This window comes from Mycolicibacterium vaccae NBRC 14118 = CIP 105934 (genome assembly GCF_001552715.1).
In the GTDB taxonomy this organism is placed as follows: domain Bacteria; phylum Actinomycetota; class Actinomycetes; order Mycobacteriales; family Mycobacteriaceae; genus Mycobacterium; species Mycobacterium vaccae.
Genome location: NZ_BCRS01000067.1, coordinates 14,451 through 30,596 on the forward strand (window position 1 = coordinate 14,451; position 16,146 = coordinate 30,596).

18 protein-coding genes are annotated in these 16,146 nt (G+C 67.3%); 9 read left to right on the top strand and 9 right to left on the bottom strand.

The genetic code is table 11. The features are described from left to right. Window positions 1–205: 205 nt before the first annotated feature. The 5 genes from MVA01S_RS14525 to dnaA form a co-directional block, all read right to left on the bottom strand. The gene (locus MVA01S_RS14525) at window positions 206–778 is read right to left on the bottom strand and encodes a DUF721 family protein (protein ID WP_003930928.1); all 573 of its coding nucleotides are present in this window, start codon (window positions 776–778) and stop codon (window positions 206–208) included. Next, complete coding sequence (recF, locus tag MVA01S_RS14530; RefSeq protein WP_003930927.1) at window positions 775–1,935, bottom strand: DNA replication/repair protein RecF; 1,161 nt, start codon at window positions 1,933–1,935, stop codon at window positions 775–777. The genes MVA01S_RS14525 and recF overlap by 4 nt, the downstream gene beginning before the upstream one ends. A gap of 13 nt (window positions 1,936–1,948) precedes the next feature. Next, window positions 1,949–2,842 (bottom strand): phosphogluconate dehydrogenase (NAD(+)-dependent, decarboxylating), encoded by an 894-nt coding sequence (gene gnd / locus MVA01S_RS14535; RefSeq protein WP_003930926.1) that lies wholly within the window; start codon window positions 2,840–2,842, stop codon window positions 1,949–1,951. 29 nt (window positions 2,843–2,871) lie between these two features. Continuing rightward, a complete protein-coding gene (gene dnaN, locus MVA01S_RS14540) occupies window positions 2,872–4,068 on the bottom strand; it encodes a DNA polymerase III subunit beta (RefSeq protein ID WP_003930925.1) in 1,197 nt (398 codons plus the stop codon). Window positions 4,069–4,641: 573 nt separating this feature from the next. Beyond that, window positions 4,642–6,126: a chromosomal replication initiator protein DnaA gene (dnaA, locus tag MVA01S_RS14545; protein WP_003930924.1), complete on the bottom strand. Its 1,485-nt coding sequence runs from the start codon at window positions 6,124–6,126 to the stop codon at window positions 4,642–4,644. Window positions 6,127–6,727: 601 nt separating this feature from the next. On the opposite strand from dnaA, the gene rpmH reads away from it, so the two are divergent. The 9 genes from rpmH (at window position 6,728) to MVA01S_RS14580 (ending at window position 13,016) form a co-directional block, all read left to right on the top strand. After that, on the top strand, window positions 6,728–6,871 hold the full coding sequence (gene rpmH, locus MVA01S_RS30460; RefSeq protein WP_003930923.1) for a 50S ribosomal protein L34: 144 nt from the start codon (window positions 6,728–6,730) through the stop codon (window positions 6,869–6,871). A 19-nt stretch (window positions 6,872–6,890) separates the two neighbouring features. Continuing rightward, complete coding sequence (rnpA, locus tag MVA01S_RS14550; protein ID WP_003930922.1) at window positions 6,891–7,250, top strand: ribonuclease P protein component; 360 nt, start codon at window positions 6,891–6,893, stop codon at window positions 7,248–7,250. Then, window positions 7,247–7,576, top strand: a complete 330-nt coding sequence (gene yidD, locus MVA01S_RS30465; RefSeq protein ID WP_081529060.1) for a membrane protein insertion efficiency factor YidD — start codon at window positions 7,247–7,249, stop codon at window positions 7,574–7,576. Before rnpA ends, yidD begins: the two co-directional genes overlap by 4 nt. Continuing rightward, window positions 7,566–8,663, top strand: a complete 1,098-nt coding sequence (gene yidC / locus MVA01S_RS14555) for a membrane protein insertase YidC (protein ID WP_003930920.1) — start codon at window positions 7,566–7,568, stop codon at window positions 8,661–8,663. The genes yidD and yidC overlap by 11 nt, the downstream gene beginning before the upstream one ends. 36 nt (window positions 8,664–8,699) lie before the next feature. Then, complete coding sequence (locus MVA01S_RS14560) at window positions 8,700–9,293, top strand: Jag family protein (RefSeq protein ID WP_003930919.1); 594 nt, start codon at window positions 8,700–8,702, stop codon at window positions 9,291–9,293. A 103-nt stretch (window positions 9,294–9,396) separates the two neighbouring features. Further along, window positions 9,397–10,080 (top strand): 16S rRNA (guanine(527)-N(7))-methyltransferase RsmG, encoded by a 684-nt coding sequence (gene rsmG / locus MVA01S_RS14565; protein WP_040541466.1) that lies wholly within the window; start codon window positions 9,397–9,399, stop codon window positions 10,078–10,080. Continuing rightward, on the top strand, window positions 10,080–11,036 hold the full coding sequence (locus MVA01S_RS14570) for a ParA family protein (RefSeq protein WP_003930917.1): 957 nt from the start codon (window positions 10,080–10,082) through the stop codon (window positions 11,034–11,036). Before rsmG ends, MVA01S_RS14570 begins: the two co-directional genes overlap by 1 nt. Beyond that, entirely contained in the window at window positions 11,033–12,046 is a 1,014-nt protein-coding gene (locus MVA01S_RS14575) for a ParB/RepB/Spo0J family partition protein (protein ID WP_060941619.1), read from the top strand. The genes MVA01S_RS14570 and MVA01S_RS14575 overlap by 4 nt, the downstream gene beginning before the upstream one ends. 217 nt (window positions 12,047–12,263) lie before the next feature. Then, window positions 12,264–13,016, top strand: a complete 753-nt coding sequence (locus tag MVA01S_RS14580) for a hypothetical protein (RefSeq protein ID WP_003930884.1) — start codon at window positions 12,264–12,266, stop codon at window positions 13,014–13,016. A gap of 10 nt (window positions 13,017–13,026) precedes the next feature. Here MVA01S_RS14580 and MVA01S_RS14585 read toward each other — a convergent pair whose 3' ends face one another. The 4 genes from MVA01S_RS14585 to MVA01S_RS14600 all read right to left on the bottom strand — a co-directional run. Next, entirely contained in the window at window positions 13,027–14,214 is a 1,188-nt protein-coding gene (locus MVA01S_RS14585) for an N-acetylmuramoyl-L-alanine amidase (RefSeq protein WP_003930883.1), read from the bottom strand. Between the two features lie 83 nt (window positions 14,215–14,297). After that, window positions 14,298–14,627 carry a thioredoxin gene (gene trxA, locus MVA01S_RS14590; protein ID WP_003930882.1) on the bottom strand — a complete coding sequence of 110 codons (330 nt, stop codon included), beginning with the start codon at window positions 14,625–14,627 and terminating at the stop codon, window positions 14,298–14,300. Beyond that, window positions 14,624–15,619 (bottom strand): thioredoxin-disulfide reductase, encoded by a 996-nt coding sequence (gene trxB / locus MVA01S_RS14595; RefSeq protein ID WP_003930881.1) that lies wholly within the window; start codon window positions 15,617–15,619, stop codon window positions 14,624–14,626. Before trxB ends, trxA begins: the two co-directional genes overlap by 4 nt. 116 nt (window positions 15,620–15,735) lie before the next feature. Then, a partial coding sequence (locus MVA01S_RS14600; protein WP_060941620.1) for an RsmA family anti-sigma factor occupies window positions 15,736–16,146 on the bottom strand: 411 nt, incomplete at its 5' end.

Sequence of the window (16,146 nt, forward strand, 5' to 3'; positions counted from 1 at the left end):
GGGATGTCCGGCGGAGGGGTCGACCACCCCTCGCGGATCACCGTCACAGTCTACCTTCGCATACCGTCTGGACTGATTCTGCAGCGGCGTTTCCACATACCTGATCGCGTCGTGCGCGGAATTTCTCGGATAGAGATAGGTCTCGACGGCGTCGCAACCGCCGGATCGTGTTCTGGCGGCTCTGAGGCAGGTCCGGCGAATCCACTCAGCCGTAGGTGTCACGGGGTCCGCGACCCGGCACCCGGTACGGGCCTTTCCGCCAGGACGGCCCCATCGGCCCGACGATCTTGAGCGAGGTGACGATGCCGTCACCGACCGCCGCGGCGATCTTGGCCAGGATCTGGGACTGCACCATCCGCAGCTGGGTGGCCCACGCCGTGGATTCCGCCGACACCGTCAGCACCCCTTCGTTGAGCGTGGTCGGCGTCGCGTGGGCGGCGATCTGTTCGCCGACGACCTCGCGCCAGCGGCCGAACACCGCACCCTCGGAAACCCGGGTGGACCAGCCCCGGCTGCGGGCGATCTCGCCGGTCAGCGAGCCGAGCAGCTGCGGGTCGCGGCTGTCGGGTCCCGGCCCCGACCACCGGCGTCTACCGCTGCCCGCGACCCGGCGTGCGGTGGAGGCGCGCCGGCCCATCCCTACGTTCTTGCCCTGCTGGCGTGCCGCGCCCCGGGCTTCCTCGAGGGTCCGGCGCACCAGGTCCATGCCCTTGAGTCCCGCCAGATGCGCCGGAGGGAACGCCGCGCCGTCGTCGCCGGACACGTCCTCGTCGGTCATGACCGCACCACCGAGACACGTCCGGTGTCGTCGTCCTCCATCGTGACCTCGATACGGCGGGCGTCCCACTCCGCCGGGATGTCCTCGGCCACCGCGGCGGTGACGAGCACCTGTTCGGCCGAGGCGGCCACCTGCGCCAGCGCCTGACGCCGTGCGCTGTCGAGTTCGGCGAACACGTCGTCGAGCAAGAGCACCGGATCCCCTCCCTCTGTCCGCAGCAGTTCGTAGGCGGCCAGCCGCAGCGCCAGCGCCATCGACCAGGACTCGCCGTGGCTGGCGAAACCCTTGGCGACCTGATCACCCAGCCGCAGTTCCAGATCATCGCGGTGCGGACCGACAAGACACACACCACGCTCGAGTTCGGCGTCGCGACGCCTGTTCAACGCGTCGAGCAGGGCGGCCTCGAGCATCTCGACATCGCTGTTGCCCGCGGCCGCTTCGGCTTCGATGACCTCGACCCCGCTGCGGTAGCGGATCGCCGCCGGGCGCGACGCCGGCGCCAGCAGCTGATACGCCTTCTCCACCTCCGGGGCCAGTTCGTTGACGAGTTGCACCCGGGCGTTGATCAGTTGGGCGCCGTGATGGGCCAGGTGCCCGTCCCACACGTCGAGGGTCTCGAGCGCGCCGCGGTCGCCGCGGAACCGGGCCCCCGAGGCCGTCTTGAGCAGCGCCGTGCGCTGCCGCACCACCTTGTCGTAGTCGGCACGCACCCCGGCGATCCGCGGACGCCGGGTGGTGGCCAGTTCGTCGAGGTAGCGCCGGCGCTCACCCGGGTCGCCGCGGACCAGCGCAAGATCTTCGGGAGCGAACAGCACTGCGCGCAGCACGCCGAGAATCTCGCGCGCGGACCGGACGGGGGAGCGGTTCAGGCGCGCCTTGTTGGCCCGGCCCGAGGTGATGTCGAGGTCGACGGCCAGTTCGCGGCCTTCGTTGACGACGATCGTGGAGACCACCGCGCGATCCGCGCCGGCTCGGATCAGCGGCGCGTCCGAGGCCACCCGGTGCGAGCCCAGCGTGGCTGAATACCACAGTGCTTCAACAAGATTGGTTTTACCGAAGCCGTTGGGTGCGACAAACACCGTGCGTCCCGGCGTCAGCTCGAGCTCGACGCGGGCCCACGACCGGAAGTCGGTCAGCGCCAGGTGACGTACATGCACGGGGACACCTCGGTCAGCCTGATTCGCTCACTCGTTTGACGGCGTGGCCACCGAACTGATTACGCAGCGCGGCAACGGCTTTCATCGTCGGCGACTCATCCTGGCGGGACAGGAAGCGGGCGAACAGCGACGCCGCGATCCCGGGCACCGGGACGCGCAGCCGGATCGCCTCCTCGACAGTCCACCGGCCTTCACCGGAATCCTCGGTGTAGCCGCTGATCTCGGCGAGGTTCGGATCCTCTTTGAGTGCGCGGGCCAGCAGCTGCTGCAGCCACGACCGCACCACGGTGCCGTTGGTCCAGGCCTGGTAGACGGCCTGGGGATTCTGCACCAGGTCCTCGGCGGCCAGCAGCTCATAGCCCTCGGCGTAGGCGGTCATCAGCGCGTACTCGATGCCGTTGTGCACCATCTTGGCGAAATGGCCGGCGCCGACCGGGCCGACGTGGACGAATCCGTCCTCGAGCGGGCCCGGGGGACGCAGCGTGTCGAAGATCGGCATGGCACGGGCGACGTCGGCGTCACTGCCGCCGACCATCAGTCCATACCCCTCGGTCAGCCCCCAGATGCCGCCCGAGACGCCCGCGTCTACGAACGCAATTCCCTTCTGCGCCAACAGTTCCGCATGGGGAGCGTCCGCGGTGTAGCGGGAGTTTCCGCCGTCGATCACCAGATCACCCTCGCCCAGCACGTCGGCGAGCGCGGTGATCGTGCTGTCGGTCACGGTGCCCGAGGGCACCATCACCCAGACCACCCGCGGGGACGTCAACCGGTCGGCGAGTTCCTCGAGGGACGCCACGTCGGACACCTCAGGGCGCGGGTCGTAACCCACCACCTCGTGGCCCCCGTCGCGCAGACGGGTACGCATGTTGTAGCCCATCTTGCCCAGACCGATCAGACCCAACTGCACGTGAACGCCTCTTCTCGTCGATGCTGCGGTCAGCCGGGAAGCCGAACCGGCATCAACAGGTACACGTAATCGGTCTGCGCGGCCGGGAACGGACCGTTACCCGCCGCGCCGCCGTCATCCTCGCCTGCCGGGCGCAGCACCGCAGGACGGCTCGGGGTGGTGAAGCCGAAGGTCACGCGCTCGGAATGCAGGGAACCCAGCCCGTCGGTCAGATATGTCGGGTTGAACGCAATGGTCAGCGGATCACCGGAGAACTGCACCGACAGGTCCTCCTCGGCACGGCCGACGTCGTCGGCACCGGCCGACAGCCGCAGCACGTCGTCGGCGAATTCCATCCGGACCTGCGCCCCGCGGTCGGCCACCAGCGCCACGCGCTTGATCGCCTCGGTGAGCTCGGCCACCCCGAGGGTGGCCACCGCGGTGTGTTCAGAAGGCAGCAGCTGGCGGAACTTCGGGAACTCGGCGTCGAGCAACCGCGTGGTGCTGCGCTTGCCCTTGCTCCGGATACCGAGCAGACCTTCCTTGCCCACGCTCGGGCCCGACCCCAGCGACAGGTGCACTTCCTGGCCGTCGGTGCCGGCCTTGGCGGCCTCGGCCAGGGTCTTCGCCGGAACGAGCACCGCAGCCTCGAGGCCGGGCGCGCTCGTCGACCAGGTGAGCTCGCGCACGGCGAGCCGGAACCGGTCGGTGGCGGCCAGAACGACCTTTTCTCCGGAGATCTCGACGCGGATGCCGGTCAGCATCGGCAGCGTGTCGTCGCGGCCGGCGGCTACGGCGACCTGGCCGATGGCCTCGGCGAACAGGTCGGACGAGACCACACCGGTCTCGTCGGGCAGCGTCGGCAGGGTCGGATAGTCCTCAACCGCCATCGTGGGCAGGGAGAAGCGGGCGCTGCCGCAGGTCAGCGACACCCGGGTGCCCTCGACGCTGACATCGACAGGCTTGGACGGCAACGACCGGACGATGTCGGAGAGCAGTCGACCGGACACCAAAACGCTTCCCGGAGAAGCGATCTCGGCGGGAATCTGCACCTCGGCAGAGACCTCGTAGTCGAAGCCCGAGACCGTCAGGCCTTCGTCGGAGCCGGTGAGCAGCACACCTGCCAGCACAGGCACCGTGGGCCTGGACGGCAGATTGCGCGCGACCCAGGCGACGGCGTCGGCGAAGTCCTCGCGAGTCAGCCGGAACTTCAGGTCCGTCAGACCAGCAGTTGTCGCCACGTTCATAGCGTCCCTTCGATGCACACCCCGACAAAGCAATGACCAGCGATTTCCCAGAGGTGCACGTCATGCCACCAGGCACGCGGCGACGACCGGAACGGCTGTCGATGAACCACCGTAGAGCTTTCGGCTCCAACTTGAAAGCTAAACGTCCGGGCTGACACGCAGGCCACCGAGCCCCTGTCGGAGCCTGGGATTACAACTTTCCCCAAGGGGCTTCTTCTAGAAGAAATCTATGGATAGAGATAAGTATCAGTAGTAGGTGCTGTGCAGATTGGGGATAACGCGGGTTCGGTGCAGGCCAGCGGGGTCGACGGCATGTGGGCAGGTTGGGGAGCGATGTCGGACGGCGGCGGCGCGGTTGGGGATGGGCCCGGTGTTGGGGAGTAGTGCGCGGCGATCGGCGGGGTTGGCCCCAAGTTGTGCACAGGTCCGTGCACACCCTTTTCTGTGATTCCTGGGGCTCCAGTGACGCAAGATTTTGACCGGCGGGCTCGCGGCAGTCGGCGACACGCGGGCGCGACACGCAGACAGCACGCGCGGAAGCGCGTGCTGTGGGTGATTTCGACAGGGGGTGGGTCAGCGCTTGGAGCGCTGCCGGATTCGGGTGGTGAGTTCCTTGACGTGATCGAACACCTCACGGCGCTCGGCCATTTCGTTGCGAATCTTCTTCTCCGCGTACATCACCGTGGTGTGGTCGCGGCCGAACGCCTGCCCGATCTTGGGCAGCGAGAGGTCGGTGAGTTCCCGGCACAGATACATCGCGATCTGCCGGGACTGGGCCAGCGCGCGCGTCTTACCGGGGCCGCGCAGTTCCTCCACGCTGGTCTCGAAGTACTCGGCGGTGGCGGCCATGATCGCGGCGGTGCTGATCTGCATGGTGCTGGGATCGGAGATCAGATCCCGCAGCACGATTTCGGCCAGCGACTTGTCGATCGGTGTCTTGTTCAGCGACGCGAACGCGGTGACGCGGATCAGTGCGCCTTCGAGCTCGCGGATGTTGCGTTCGATCCGGCTGGCGATGAGCTCGAGCACATCTCCGGGCACGTCGAGGCGGTCCATCTGAGCTTTCTTGCGCAGGATGGCAATTCGCGTCTCGAGCTCGGGCGGCTGCACGTCGGTGATCAGGCCCCACTCGAATCGGGTGCGGAGCCGGTCCTCGAGGGTGGCCAGCTGCTTGGGCGGCCGGTCCGAGGAGATCACAATCTGCTTGTTCGCGTTGTGCAGCGTGTTGAAGGTGTGGAAGAACTCCTCCTGGATGCCGTCCTTGCCTTCGATGAACTGGATGTCGTCGACCAGCAGCACGTCGATGTCGCGGTAGGTGCGCTTGAACGACGCGCGGCGGTCGTCGCGCAGCGAGTTGATGAAGTCGTTGGTGAATTCCTCGGTGGAGACGTACTTCACCCGCATGCCGGGGAACAGCCGCTGGGCGTAGTTGCCCGCGGCGTGCAGCAGGTGGGTCTTGCCCAGACCGGACTCACCCCAGATGAACAGCGGGTTGTAGGCCCGCGCCGGCGCCTCCGCGATGGCCAGGGTGGCGGCGTGTGCGAAGCGGTTGGAAGCGCCGATGACGAACGTGTCGAAGGTGTAGCGCCGATTCAGGGTGACCGACGTGCTGTCGTCCTCGGCGGTGCGGTTGGCCCGGTTGGAGAAGTACGACGGCCAGCTCTCCTCGGCGCTCGCCCTGGCGGCCAGGTCGTCGTCGACGACGTCCTCGTCCGGGTCGGGTACCGCTGTGGGTGCCCCGGCGGAGCCGTTGGTTTCGTCGGTGTCATCCGGGGCGGGATCGGCGATGCGCACGCCGAGTTCGACCCGCTGTCCGAGCTGGCGGCTCAGCGCCGCGACGATCGGTTCCCGGAGATGGCGTTCGATCTCGTTCTGGACGAAGGGGGTCGGCACCGAGAGCAGCGCGAAGCCTTCGGTGATGACGAGAGGCTTCACCAATTTGAGCCACGCCCGCTGCTGCGGGGTCAACGAACCGTTCCCGACCCCATCGGCTCCGTTGAGTTCGGTGACGACGTTGTCCCAGATGGAGACGAAGGGGGGATCGGGGTCAGTGCTCACCGACGCTCACCCCCTTGTGGTCCCTGCGGGGACGTGCTGCACGACGACAACGAACTGTCCACAAAGTTATCCACAGGTTGTGGAAAAAAGAAGCTCGTCGTCGTCTCGTGGTCTACCGGCGAGAACACCTCGGTGCCGGAACTCATCACCGTGCAGTCAGTGGACTCGCGACGGAGGGAGGGCATCCTCGCTTCGTTGTCTTTCGCCGATCCGGCATGGAATCGGCATTGCCAGAAGCTAACAGTTTTCTCTCCGGGTGCCAACAGTTCTGCAACATTGCGAGACGCGCAATCGCGGTCGGGCCCAATAGAACCAGACGAACGTGACAGTTGTGATCGATGTGATGGAACCGACGGGGTCAGACGGGGTGCGGCGGCCGCCACCTCAGCGCGATCTGCCAGGTTTGACCCAGGGATTTCTCGTCAGTACCCTCGAACAGTCGCCCGCACGTGGCGATACGGCTGCGACCGGCCCCGGCCGGGGACCGCGCCGGCTAGCTTTGCGAGACCGATCGAGCTTACCAACGGCCGACTGCGTCACGTCCGTCATGCATCGCATGTCGGGCAGGCGCCGAGGCCAGATTCAACAAGGAGTGACTGCCGTGGCCAAGGGCAAGCGGACCTTCCAGCCGAACAACCGTCGCCGCGCGAAGGTGCACGGATTCCGGCTGCGGATGCGGACCCGCGCGGGTCGTGCGATCGTCACGGCCCGGCGCGCTAAGGGCCGTCGTTCTCTGACTGCGTGACCCGGCAAGGTCTGTCGCGGTGCTTCCGGCCCAGAACCGGATGACGCGGTCGACCGAGTTCGGTGCCACAGTGAGTCGCGGGACGCGGGCAGCACAGCCCGATCTTGTGGTGTACACGCTGCGTTCTGACCAGACGGGTGACCCCGGACCGCGGGTCGGTCTGATCGTCTCCAAAGCTGTCGGCAATGCCGTGCAGCGTCATCGGGTGTCCCGTCGTCTGCGCCATGCCGCGCGGGCGGTCCTCGGTGACCTCGACGCCTCCGACTGGATGGTGATCCGCGCACTCCCGCGAAGCCGCGAGGCGATCACCCCCCGGCTCGAGCAGGAACTGCGTACCGCGCTTCAGCGGATCAGGGACCGGAACGGGTCGCGGTCGTGAGCGCCCGGTCCCGGGCTGCCCGGTGCGCGGTGTTCCTCGTTCAGCTCTACCGCCACACGATCTCCCCACTGCGTCTTCCGACCTGTCGGTTCACTCCGACCTGCAGTCAGTACGCCGTCGACGCGCTGACCGAGTACGGCTTCTTCCGTGGCAGCTGGTTGGCCCTGGTCCGTCTCCTCAAATGTGGTCCATGGCATAACGGAGGATGGGACCCAATACCCGAGCGCGAAAGTCACAGTGACGCAACGGGTGAACACACCTGTGCGGAAGCCGATCACCGGGGGAGTCCGGTAGAGCGAGAGAAGAGTCAGACGAGTGTCGTTTAATTGGTTCAGCCTCGACATCATCTATTACCCGGTGTCGGCGATCATGTGGGTCTGGTACAAAGCGTTCGCTTTCCTGCTGGGGCCGTCGAACTTCTTCGCCTGGGCGCTGTCGGTGATGTTCCTGGTGTTCACGCTGCGCGCGATTCTGTACAAGCCTTTCGTCCGCCAGATCCGCACCACCCGGCAGATGCAGGAACTGCAGCCCCAGATCAAGGCGCTGCAGAAGAAGTACGGCAAGGACCGCCAGCGCATGGCGCTGGAGATGCAGAAGCTGCAGAAGGAGCACGGCTTCAACCCGATCCTGGGCTGCCTGCCGATGCTGGCGCAGATCCCGGTGTTCCTCGGGCTGTTCCACGTGCTGCGCTCGTTCAACCGGACCCAGGGCGGCTTCGGTCAGATTCAGCTGACGGTCGAGCAGAACCGCGCCACGGGTAACTATGTCTTCAGCGCCACTGACGTCGCGAACTTCCTGGACGCCAACCTGTTCGGCGCCCCGCTCAGCGCGACGATGATCCAGACCACCGGTCTGGACGCGTTCACCGAGTTCAACCGCGCCGCGGTCATCGGGGTCGGTGTGCCGATCATGATCCTTGCCGGCATCGCGACCTACTTCAACAGCCGGGCCTCGATCTCACGTCAGAGCCCGGAAGCCGCGGCCAATCCGCAGACCGCGATGATGAACAAGCTGGCTCTGTATGTCTTCCCGCTGGGTGTGGTCGTCGGCGGTCCGTTCCTGCCGCTCGCGGTCATCATGTACTGGCTGGCCAACAACATCTGGACCTTCGCCCAGCAGCACTACGTGTTCGGCAAGATCGAGAAGGAAGAAGAGCAGGCCAAGCAGGAGGCTCTCGAACGGCGTGCCGCCAACGCACCGGCGCCCGGGGTGAAGCCCAGCCGCAAGAAGAAGGCTGCCGCAGCCGCGGCCGCGGAAGCTGACGGCGCCGCCGCAGACACCGCCGGGGAGAGCGAGAAGACCGCCGCCGAGCCGCCGGCCGCCGAGCAGAGTTCACCGACATCCGCAGCGCAGAACGGCGCGAGCAATCGCACTCCGAAACCCGGCGCGCGGCCCAAGAAGCGGAAACGTTGACGCGCGGGCGACCGCGGACAAAGGAGAGGTGTGGCAATGACTGAGACAGACAACGAAACAGGCGCCGCAGAGACAGCAGAGGTCGTCGAGAGCGCGGAGGTCGTCACCGAGGGTGACGCTGCCGAGGCTCAGGTCGACGGGGAAGACTCGGACCCGGCCGAGGATCTGGAGGACCGGTTGGTCGCCGAGGGCGAGATTGCCGGCGACTATCTGGAAGAGCTTCTCGATCTGCTGGACTTCGATGGCGACATCGATCTGGACGTCGAGGGCGACCGTGCAATCGTGAGCATCGACGGCGGCACGGATCTGAACAAGTTGGTCGGCCGCAAGGGCGAGGTGCTCGACGCCCTGCAGGAGTTGACCCGGCTGGCGGTGCACCAGAAGACCGGTGAGCGCAGCCGGTTGATGCTCGACATCGCACAGTGGCGGCAGCGCCGGCGCGAAGAGCTGGCCGCGCTCGGGGACAAGATCGCCCGACGCGTGCTGGAGACGGGGGAGCGTGAGGAGCTCACGCCGATGACCCCGTTCGAGCGCAAGATCGTGCACGACGCGGTGGCCGGCGTGCAGGGCGTGCACAGCGAAAGCGAGGGCGTGGAGCCGTCGCGCCGTGTCGTCGTTCTGGTCGACTGAATTCCTGTCGACTGACCCGCCCCAGAGTTACATCAATGTAGTTCTCCGCCAGCCAAGGGAGTCGGTCGGTGGTAACGCCGCGTAAAGCCGGAGGATGTTTCACGTGAAACATGCCGAGGTACCACCACCGCCTCCCGCTGCGGAGGCAGTGTTCGGGCCCGTCCTCGACCGGGCCGCTCGTTATGCGGAGATTCTTGCCGGGGCCGGGGTGGAGCGTGGATTGCTCGGACCCCGAGAGATCGACCGGCTGTGGGACCGCCACATCCTGAACTGCGCGGTGGTCGGCGAACTCCTCCATTCGGGGGAGCGGATCGCCGACATCGGTAGTGGTGCCGGACTGCCCGGGATACCGTTGGCACTGGCGCGGCCCGATGTGACGATCATCCTGATCGAGCCCCTGCTCCGACGCAGCGATTTTCTTCGCGAGACGATTGAGGAGCTGGGCATCGACTGCACGGTGGTGCGGGGCCGCGCCGAGGACCGAGCAGTGCGCGAGGAGGTGGGGACGACGGACGTGGTGGTGTCCCGGGCCGTCTCCTCGCTCGACAAGTTGACCAAGTGGAGTACGCCGCTGCTGACAACCGGCGGCCGGATGCTGGCAATCAAGGGGGAGCGGGCCGATGAGGAAGTCCAGCAGCACCGAAAGGCCATGGCGGCGCTCGGAGTGTCAAAGGTGAAGGTGGAGAAATGTGGCGCGCAGTACGTGGAGCCGCCCGCGACAGTGGTCGTCGGGTACCTAGAGGCGACGCGGAGTCCTCAGGCTCGAGCGGGAAGGCGGCACAAGTAATGGCAGCGCCCGGAGATGCGGACGCATCGAAGACCGTCCCGGCCGCCGATGTTTCACGTGAAACGTGGCCCACGCAGGACGCCGATACCCCGATCGGCGCCGAAGCGGCCCGCGCCGTCCGGCTGATGCAGGCCGCTGTGCAGGGGCAGCTCCCCAAGCCGAAGCGGCAGCGGGTGTTCACGATCGCCAATCAGAAGGGCGGCGTCGGCAAGACCACCACCGCGGTGAACCTCGCCGCGGCCCTGGCGCTACAAGGACTGAAGGTTCTGGTCATCGACCTCGATCCGCAGGGCAACGCCAGCACCGCGCTGGGCATCGAGCATCGGCCCGGCACCCCGTCGTCATACGAGGTGCTGATCGGCGACATCTCAGTGGAGACCGCGCTTCAGCGCAGCCCGCACAGCGAGCGGCTGTTCTGCATCCCGGCGACCATCGACCTGGCCGGCGCGGAAATCGAACTTGTCAGCATGGTGGCGCGGGAGGGCCGGCTGCGGACGGCACTCGGCGAGCTCGAGCGCTACGACTTCGACTACGTGTTCATCGACTGCCCGCCGTCTCTCGGGCTGCTGACGATCAACGCGCTCGTCGCCGCCCCGGAGGTGCTGATCCCGATCCAGTGCGAGTACTACGCACTGGAGGGCGTCGGTCAGTTGCTGCGCAACATCGAGATGGTCAAGGCGCACCTGAACCCCGACCTGAACGTCACCACCGTGGTGCTCACCATGTACGACGGGCGCACGAAGCTCGCCGATCAGGTCGCGATGGACGTCCGGGAACACTTCGGAGACAAGGTTCTGCGCACGGTGATCCCGCGCAGCGTGAAGGTGTCCGAGGCACCGGGTTACGGGATGACGATCATCGACTACGACCGGGGCTCGCGAGGGGCGATGAGTTATCTCGATGCCAGCCGCGAGTTGGCACTGCGTGGCGGAGACGACGAAGGACGGGACCGATGAACAACGCGGCACGCAAGCGCAGTGGTCTGGGCCGGGGGCTCGCCTCGCTGATTCCGACCGGGCCCGCCGAGACCGGCGAACCCGCGACCCTGGGTCCGAAGATGGGCGCTGCCGCTGCCGATGTGGTGCTCGGCGCAGCGCCGTCGAAGGCACCGCCGGCGCCCCCCGCGGAGGAGGAGAACCCGGTCGGCGCGGTGTACCGCGAGATTGCTCCGTCGCTGATCGATCCGAACCCCCGGCAGCCGCGCCAGGTGTTCGACGAGGAAGCGCTGGCCGAGCTGGTGCATTCGATCCGCGAGTTCGGTCTGATGCAGCCGATCGTGGTGCGCGCGGTGCCGACGCCCGAGGGCGAATCCGCGCCGCGCTACCAGCTGGTGATGGGGGAGCGGCGTTGGCGGGCGGCGCAGCTGGCCGGAGTCGCGACCATCCCCGCGATCGTGCGGGAGACCGCCGACGACAGCATGCTGCGCGATGCGCTGCTGGAGAACATCCACCGGGTACAGCTGAATCCGCTCGAAGAGGCTGCGGCCTACCAGCAGCTGCTCGAGGAGTTCGACGTCACCCACGATGAACTGGCGTCCCGGATCGGCCGCTCGCGGCCAGTCATCACCAACATGATCAGGTTGCTGCGCCTGCCGATCGCGGTGCAGCGGCGGGTAGCCGCCGGGGTGCTCTCCGCCGGGCACGCGCGGGCGCTGTTGTCGCTTGAGGCCGGACCCGAAGCGCAGGAGGAGCTCGCTGCCCGAATAGTCGCCGAAGGCCTGTCGGTCCGCGCGACCGAGGAGGCGGTGACGATCGCCAACCGCAACGGGCAAGCGCCGCCGGCCGCGCCCCGACGCAAGCCGATCCAGATGCCCGGGCTGCAGGATGTCGCCGAGCAGCTGTCGACGGCGTTCGATACCCGGGTGACCGTGAGCCTGGGGAAGCGCAAGGGCAAAATCGTCGTCGAGTTCGGTTCTGTCGACGATCTGCAGCGAATTGTGGAGTTGATGAACGCGTCGGAGCAATGACCTACCACACCGACGAATTACGTCACTGTGACACAGACGGCGCGCGCGCCGTCGCGCGTTTTGAGTGCCGTAGCAAAGTCGGTGTGGCTCAGCAGAATTGGATGATCGATTCAATCGGGCGCGGTCACCCGGGGCGCAACGGCCGCCAGTTGCGCCGGCCTTCTATCCTGGAGAGGCAGCCGTCCGGATCGAGACGGCGCAGAGACCGGGAAGTCTAGTGGACGCACGAATCACGCCCCTCCGCCTCGAGGCGTTCGAGCAGCTGCCCAAGCACGCTCGGCGCTGTGTGTACTGGGAAGTCGATCCGGCGATCATCGACCGGGGGGATCACCTCTCCGACCCGGAGTTCGAAAAGGAAGCGTGGCTGTCGATGGTCATGCTCGAATGGGGCTCGTGCGGTCAGCTCGCTGTCGACCACCGGCCCGCCGCCGGTGCCGCGGGCTCCGGCGAGCTCTCCGACGACGACCCGTGTCTGGGATACGTGTTCTACGCGCCGCCGCGCTCGGTACCGAGAGCGAGCAGGTTTCCGACCGGACCGGTCAGCGCCGACGCGGTGCTGTTGACGACCCTGGGTGTCGAAGCCGGCGACGGTGCGGTGGGGGACCTGTCCCATGCGTTGTTGATGGCGGTCGTGCAGGACCTGGTTCGTCGCGGGGTGCGGGCGCTGGAAGCCTTCGGACGCACCAGCGCGGCCAGGGAGTTGACCGACCTGAGCGCGGTACCCGACGACGTCCGCCCCGTGTTGGAAACCCTCGGCGACTGTTCGCCGGACCAGTGCGTCCTGGACGCGGACCTGCTGATGGACGCCGGCTTCGTGGTGGTGTCGCACCACACGTACTTCCCTCGCCTGCGGCTCGAGCTCGAGCAGGGGCTGGGCTGGAAGGCCGGAGTGGAAGCCGCCCTGGAACGGTTGTTGGAAAGTGCGCAGCTCGAGCAGCCGGTGGGCGCCGGCGCGGGCCGCTGCGACTAGCGCGGAACGGTCAGGCGCGGCGGGATTGTTCGACCGCGAGCTCGTGTGCGAGCAGTTCGGCGAACGTGAAGGTGCCGGTCGGCCGGTCGTTCTTGCCGAGCAGATAGAGCCGCTTCACCGCGGCCAGAATGCCCTCGGCCAACGCATCACGGGCGGCCGGGGAAACGAGCGTGGCCCGGTCGTCGGGATTGGTGATGTAACCGACGTCGACCTGCACAGTCGGCATCCTGGTCAACCGCAACAGATCCCACGTCCGACCGTGCACCCGGCAGTCACGTAATCCGGTGCGGGCCACCACTTCCCGTTGGATGAAATCGGCCAGATTGCGTCCGATGGTGGACACCGATCCGTGCGAATTGCCGAAATGGAACGACGCGACCCCGTTGGCGGAGGGACTGGTGTGCGTAGCGCACCGCAGGCTGATCATCATGTCCGCACCGACGGTGTTGGCGGTCGCGGCGCGCTCCGAATCCGCCGGCGACGCGGTCGCGGGCCGCGACAGGAACGTCTCGATACCGATCGCGGTCATCCGGCCTTCCAGCCGGGAGGCCAGGTCCCACAGGATGTCTGCTTCGCTGATCGGACCGGCGGGCCCGTTCAGGATCAGGCCGTGGTCCGCGCCGCCGCGGCCCGGATCGACGATGATGCGCTTACCGGACAACCGGGGTCCGGAGCGGCGCACCAACTCCTCCTCGCGGATCGCGTGCGGGGATCCGCCGGTGACCCGGGAGCCGAGAAAGTACAAGGACCGCAGGGTTTCCGGACCGCAGATGCCATCCGGGTACAGCCCGTACTCACGCTGGTAGGACGAGAGTGCGTTGTGGGTCTGAAGACCGAAATGACCGTCGACCATTCCGGTGTAGAAACCCAGATCCTGGAGCCGGGCCTGCAGCGTGGCGACGTCGTCGCCGTACATCGGTGCACCGAACTGGTGATTGAGAGTGCGCGCGCCGAGCCGGTAGGAGGCTTCCTTGAGCGCACGGTAGGTGGCCTCGCCGACGACACCGTCGACCAACAGGCCGCGATGTTGCTGGAATGCGCGCACCGCGCGGTCGAGTTCGTCGTCGAACATGTCCGCGGCGACGAGCTTGCCGGTGATGATGTCCTCATCTGCGCTTTCGAGCATGCCCAGAGCGGCAAGAGCGGCCCGGATCTCGGCGACCGGACCTCCGCGGTCACCGCGACGCAGACTCGACATAGCCAAGATTCTCTCAGACCGACAGGGGATTCGAGAAAACCCCAGCGCGTCGGGGCACCGCGTTTCGCGGCACTCCGAGCACGTCAGACCACGTCAGACAGCTCGCGGAGTAGCGCAGCCTTGCCTTTCGCACCGACGATCCGCTTGACCGGCTGGCCGTCCTTGAACAGGATCATCGTCGGGATCGACACCACCTGGAAATCACGCGCGGTGGCCGGGTTCTCGTCGACGTCGATCTTGGCGACGGTCAGCGAGCCGGCCTTCTCGGACGCGATCTCCTCGAGCACCGGGGCGACCATCTTGCACGGTCCGCACCAGGTCGCCCAGAAGTCCACGAGCACCGGTGTGCCGCTCGACAGGACGTCGTCGGAGAACGAATCGTCGGTCACAGATACCGTTTTGCCATCGCTCACTGCTGTGCTCCAATCAGGTCGCTGTCTTCGGTTGTGGTGGAGGTTCTTTCGCCCGGCTCGGCATGGTCGGCCAGCCAGCGCTCGGCGTCGATCGATGCGGCACAACCACTTCCGGCGGCGGTGATGGCCTGCCGGTAGGTGTGGTCGACGAGATCGCCTGCGGCGAAGACACCGTCGACCGAGGTGTAGCTGGTGCGTCCCTGCACCAACACGTAACCCTCGTCGTCGACCTCGACCTGGCCACGGACCAGCTCCGAGCGCGGGTCGTGTCCGACGGCGACGAACACGCCGGTCACCGCGAGCGCCGACTCCTCGCCGGTGACGGTGTTGCGCAGACGCACACCGGTCACCTTGGGGTCGCCCTCGATCTTGGTCACCTGGGTGTTGGTGAGGATGGTGATCTTCTCGTTGGCCTGCGCGCGCTCCAGCATGATCTTGGAGGCGCGGAACTCGTCGCGGCGGTGGATCAGGGTCACGCTGCGCGCGAAGCGGGTCAGGAAGGTGGCCTCTTCCATCGCGGAGTCGCCGCCACCGACCACCACGATGTCCTGATCGCGGAAGAAGAAGCCGTCGCAGGTGGCACAGGTGCTCACGCCCATGCCGAGCAGCGCGTCCTCGCCGGGGATACCGAGGTGGCGAGCCGCCGCGCCCATGGCCAGGATCACCGCGCGGGCGCGGTAGGTCTCGTCACCGACGGTGACGGACTTCACCGGCCCGGTCAGGTCGACCGCGTCGACATCCTCCATGCGCAGGTCGGCGCCGAAGCGCAGTGCCTGCTCGCGCATCTGGTCCATCAGCTCGGGTCCGGTGATGCCCTCCCGGAAGCCGGGGTAGTTCTCGACCTCGGTGGTCGTCATCAGCGCGCCGCCGAACTGGCTGCCCTCGAACACCAGCGGCTGCAGCTGGGCGCGGGCAGCGTAGATCGCGGCCGTATACCCGGCCGGGCCGGATCCGATGATGATGACGTCGTGGACCACGTCCGAGGAAGTCATGTCTGAGGAGGTCATGCGTGCCTTTCTGCTTGCGGCAGTTGTTCTCCAGAACCGTAGCTGCGTAAACAACCGCGTTCACTAAACACCAGGGTATGCCCGGGTGTTCCCGGCCGGGCTCACGGGCGCGCGACGGCGGTCTCGGCGAGCAGTCCGGTGTGCGCGGCGTTGCACGTCGGCGGCACGACCACCGCGGAGACCTGGGCCGGGGTGGCGCCGTCCAGCACCAGCACCACCGCGGGCCGGCCGGCCGTCTCCAGCTGGGTGCCGCCGAGGACGTCGAGGCCGGGCGGATAGCCGAGTCCGGTCAGGCATGCGCCGCGGCGGGCGGGTTCGCTGAGCGCGCCGAGGTCGGGGGCGCGGTCGAGCAGGGCCAGCAGTTCGGTGCCGGAGAGCGGGAACGGGTGGTCGGGACCGGGTCCGGTGATCAGAGACGCGGTGGGTCCGGCCGGGAACGCCGGCTCGGGCGCGCGGTTCAGCGCGATCGCGCCGACGACGAGCCCGGCGGCGACGGCGGCCCCGCCGGTGAG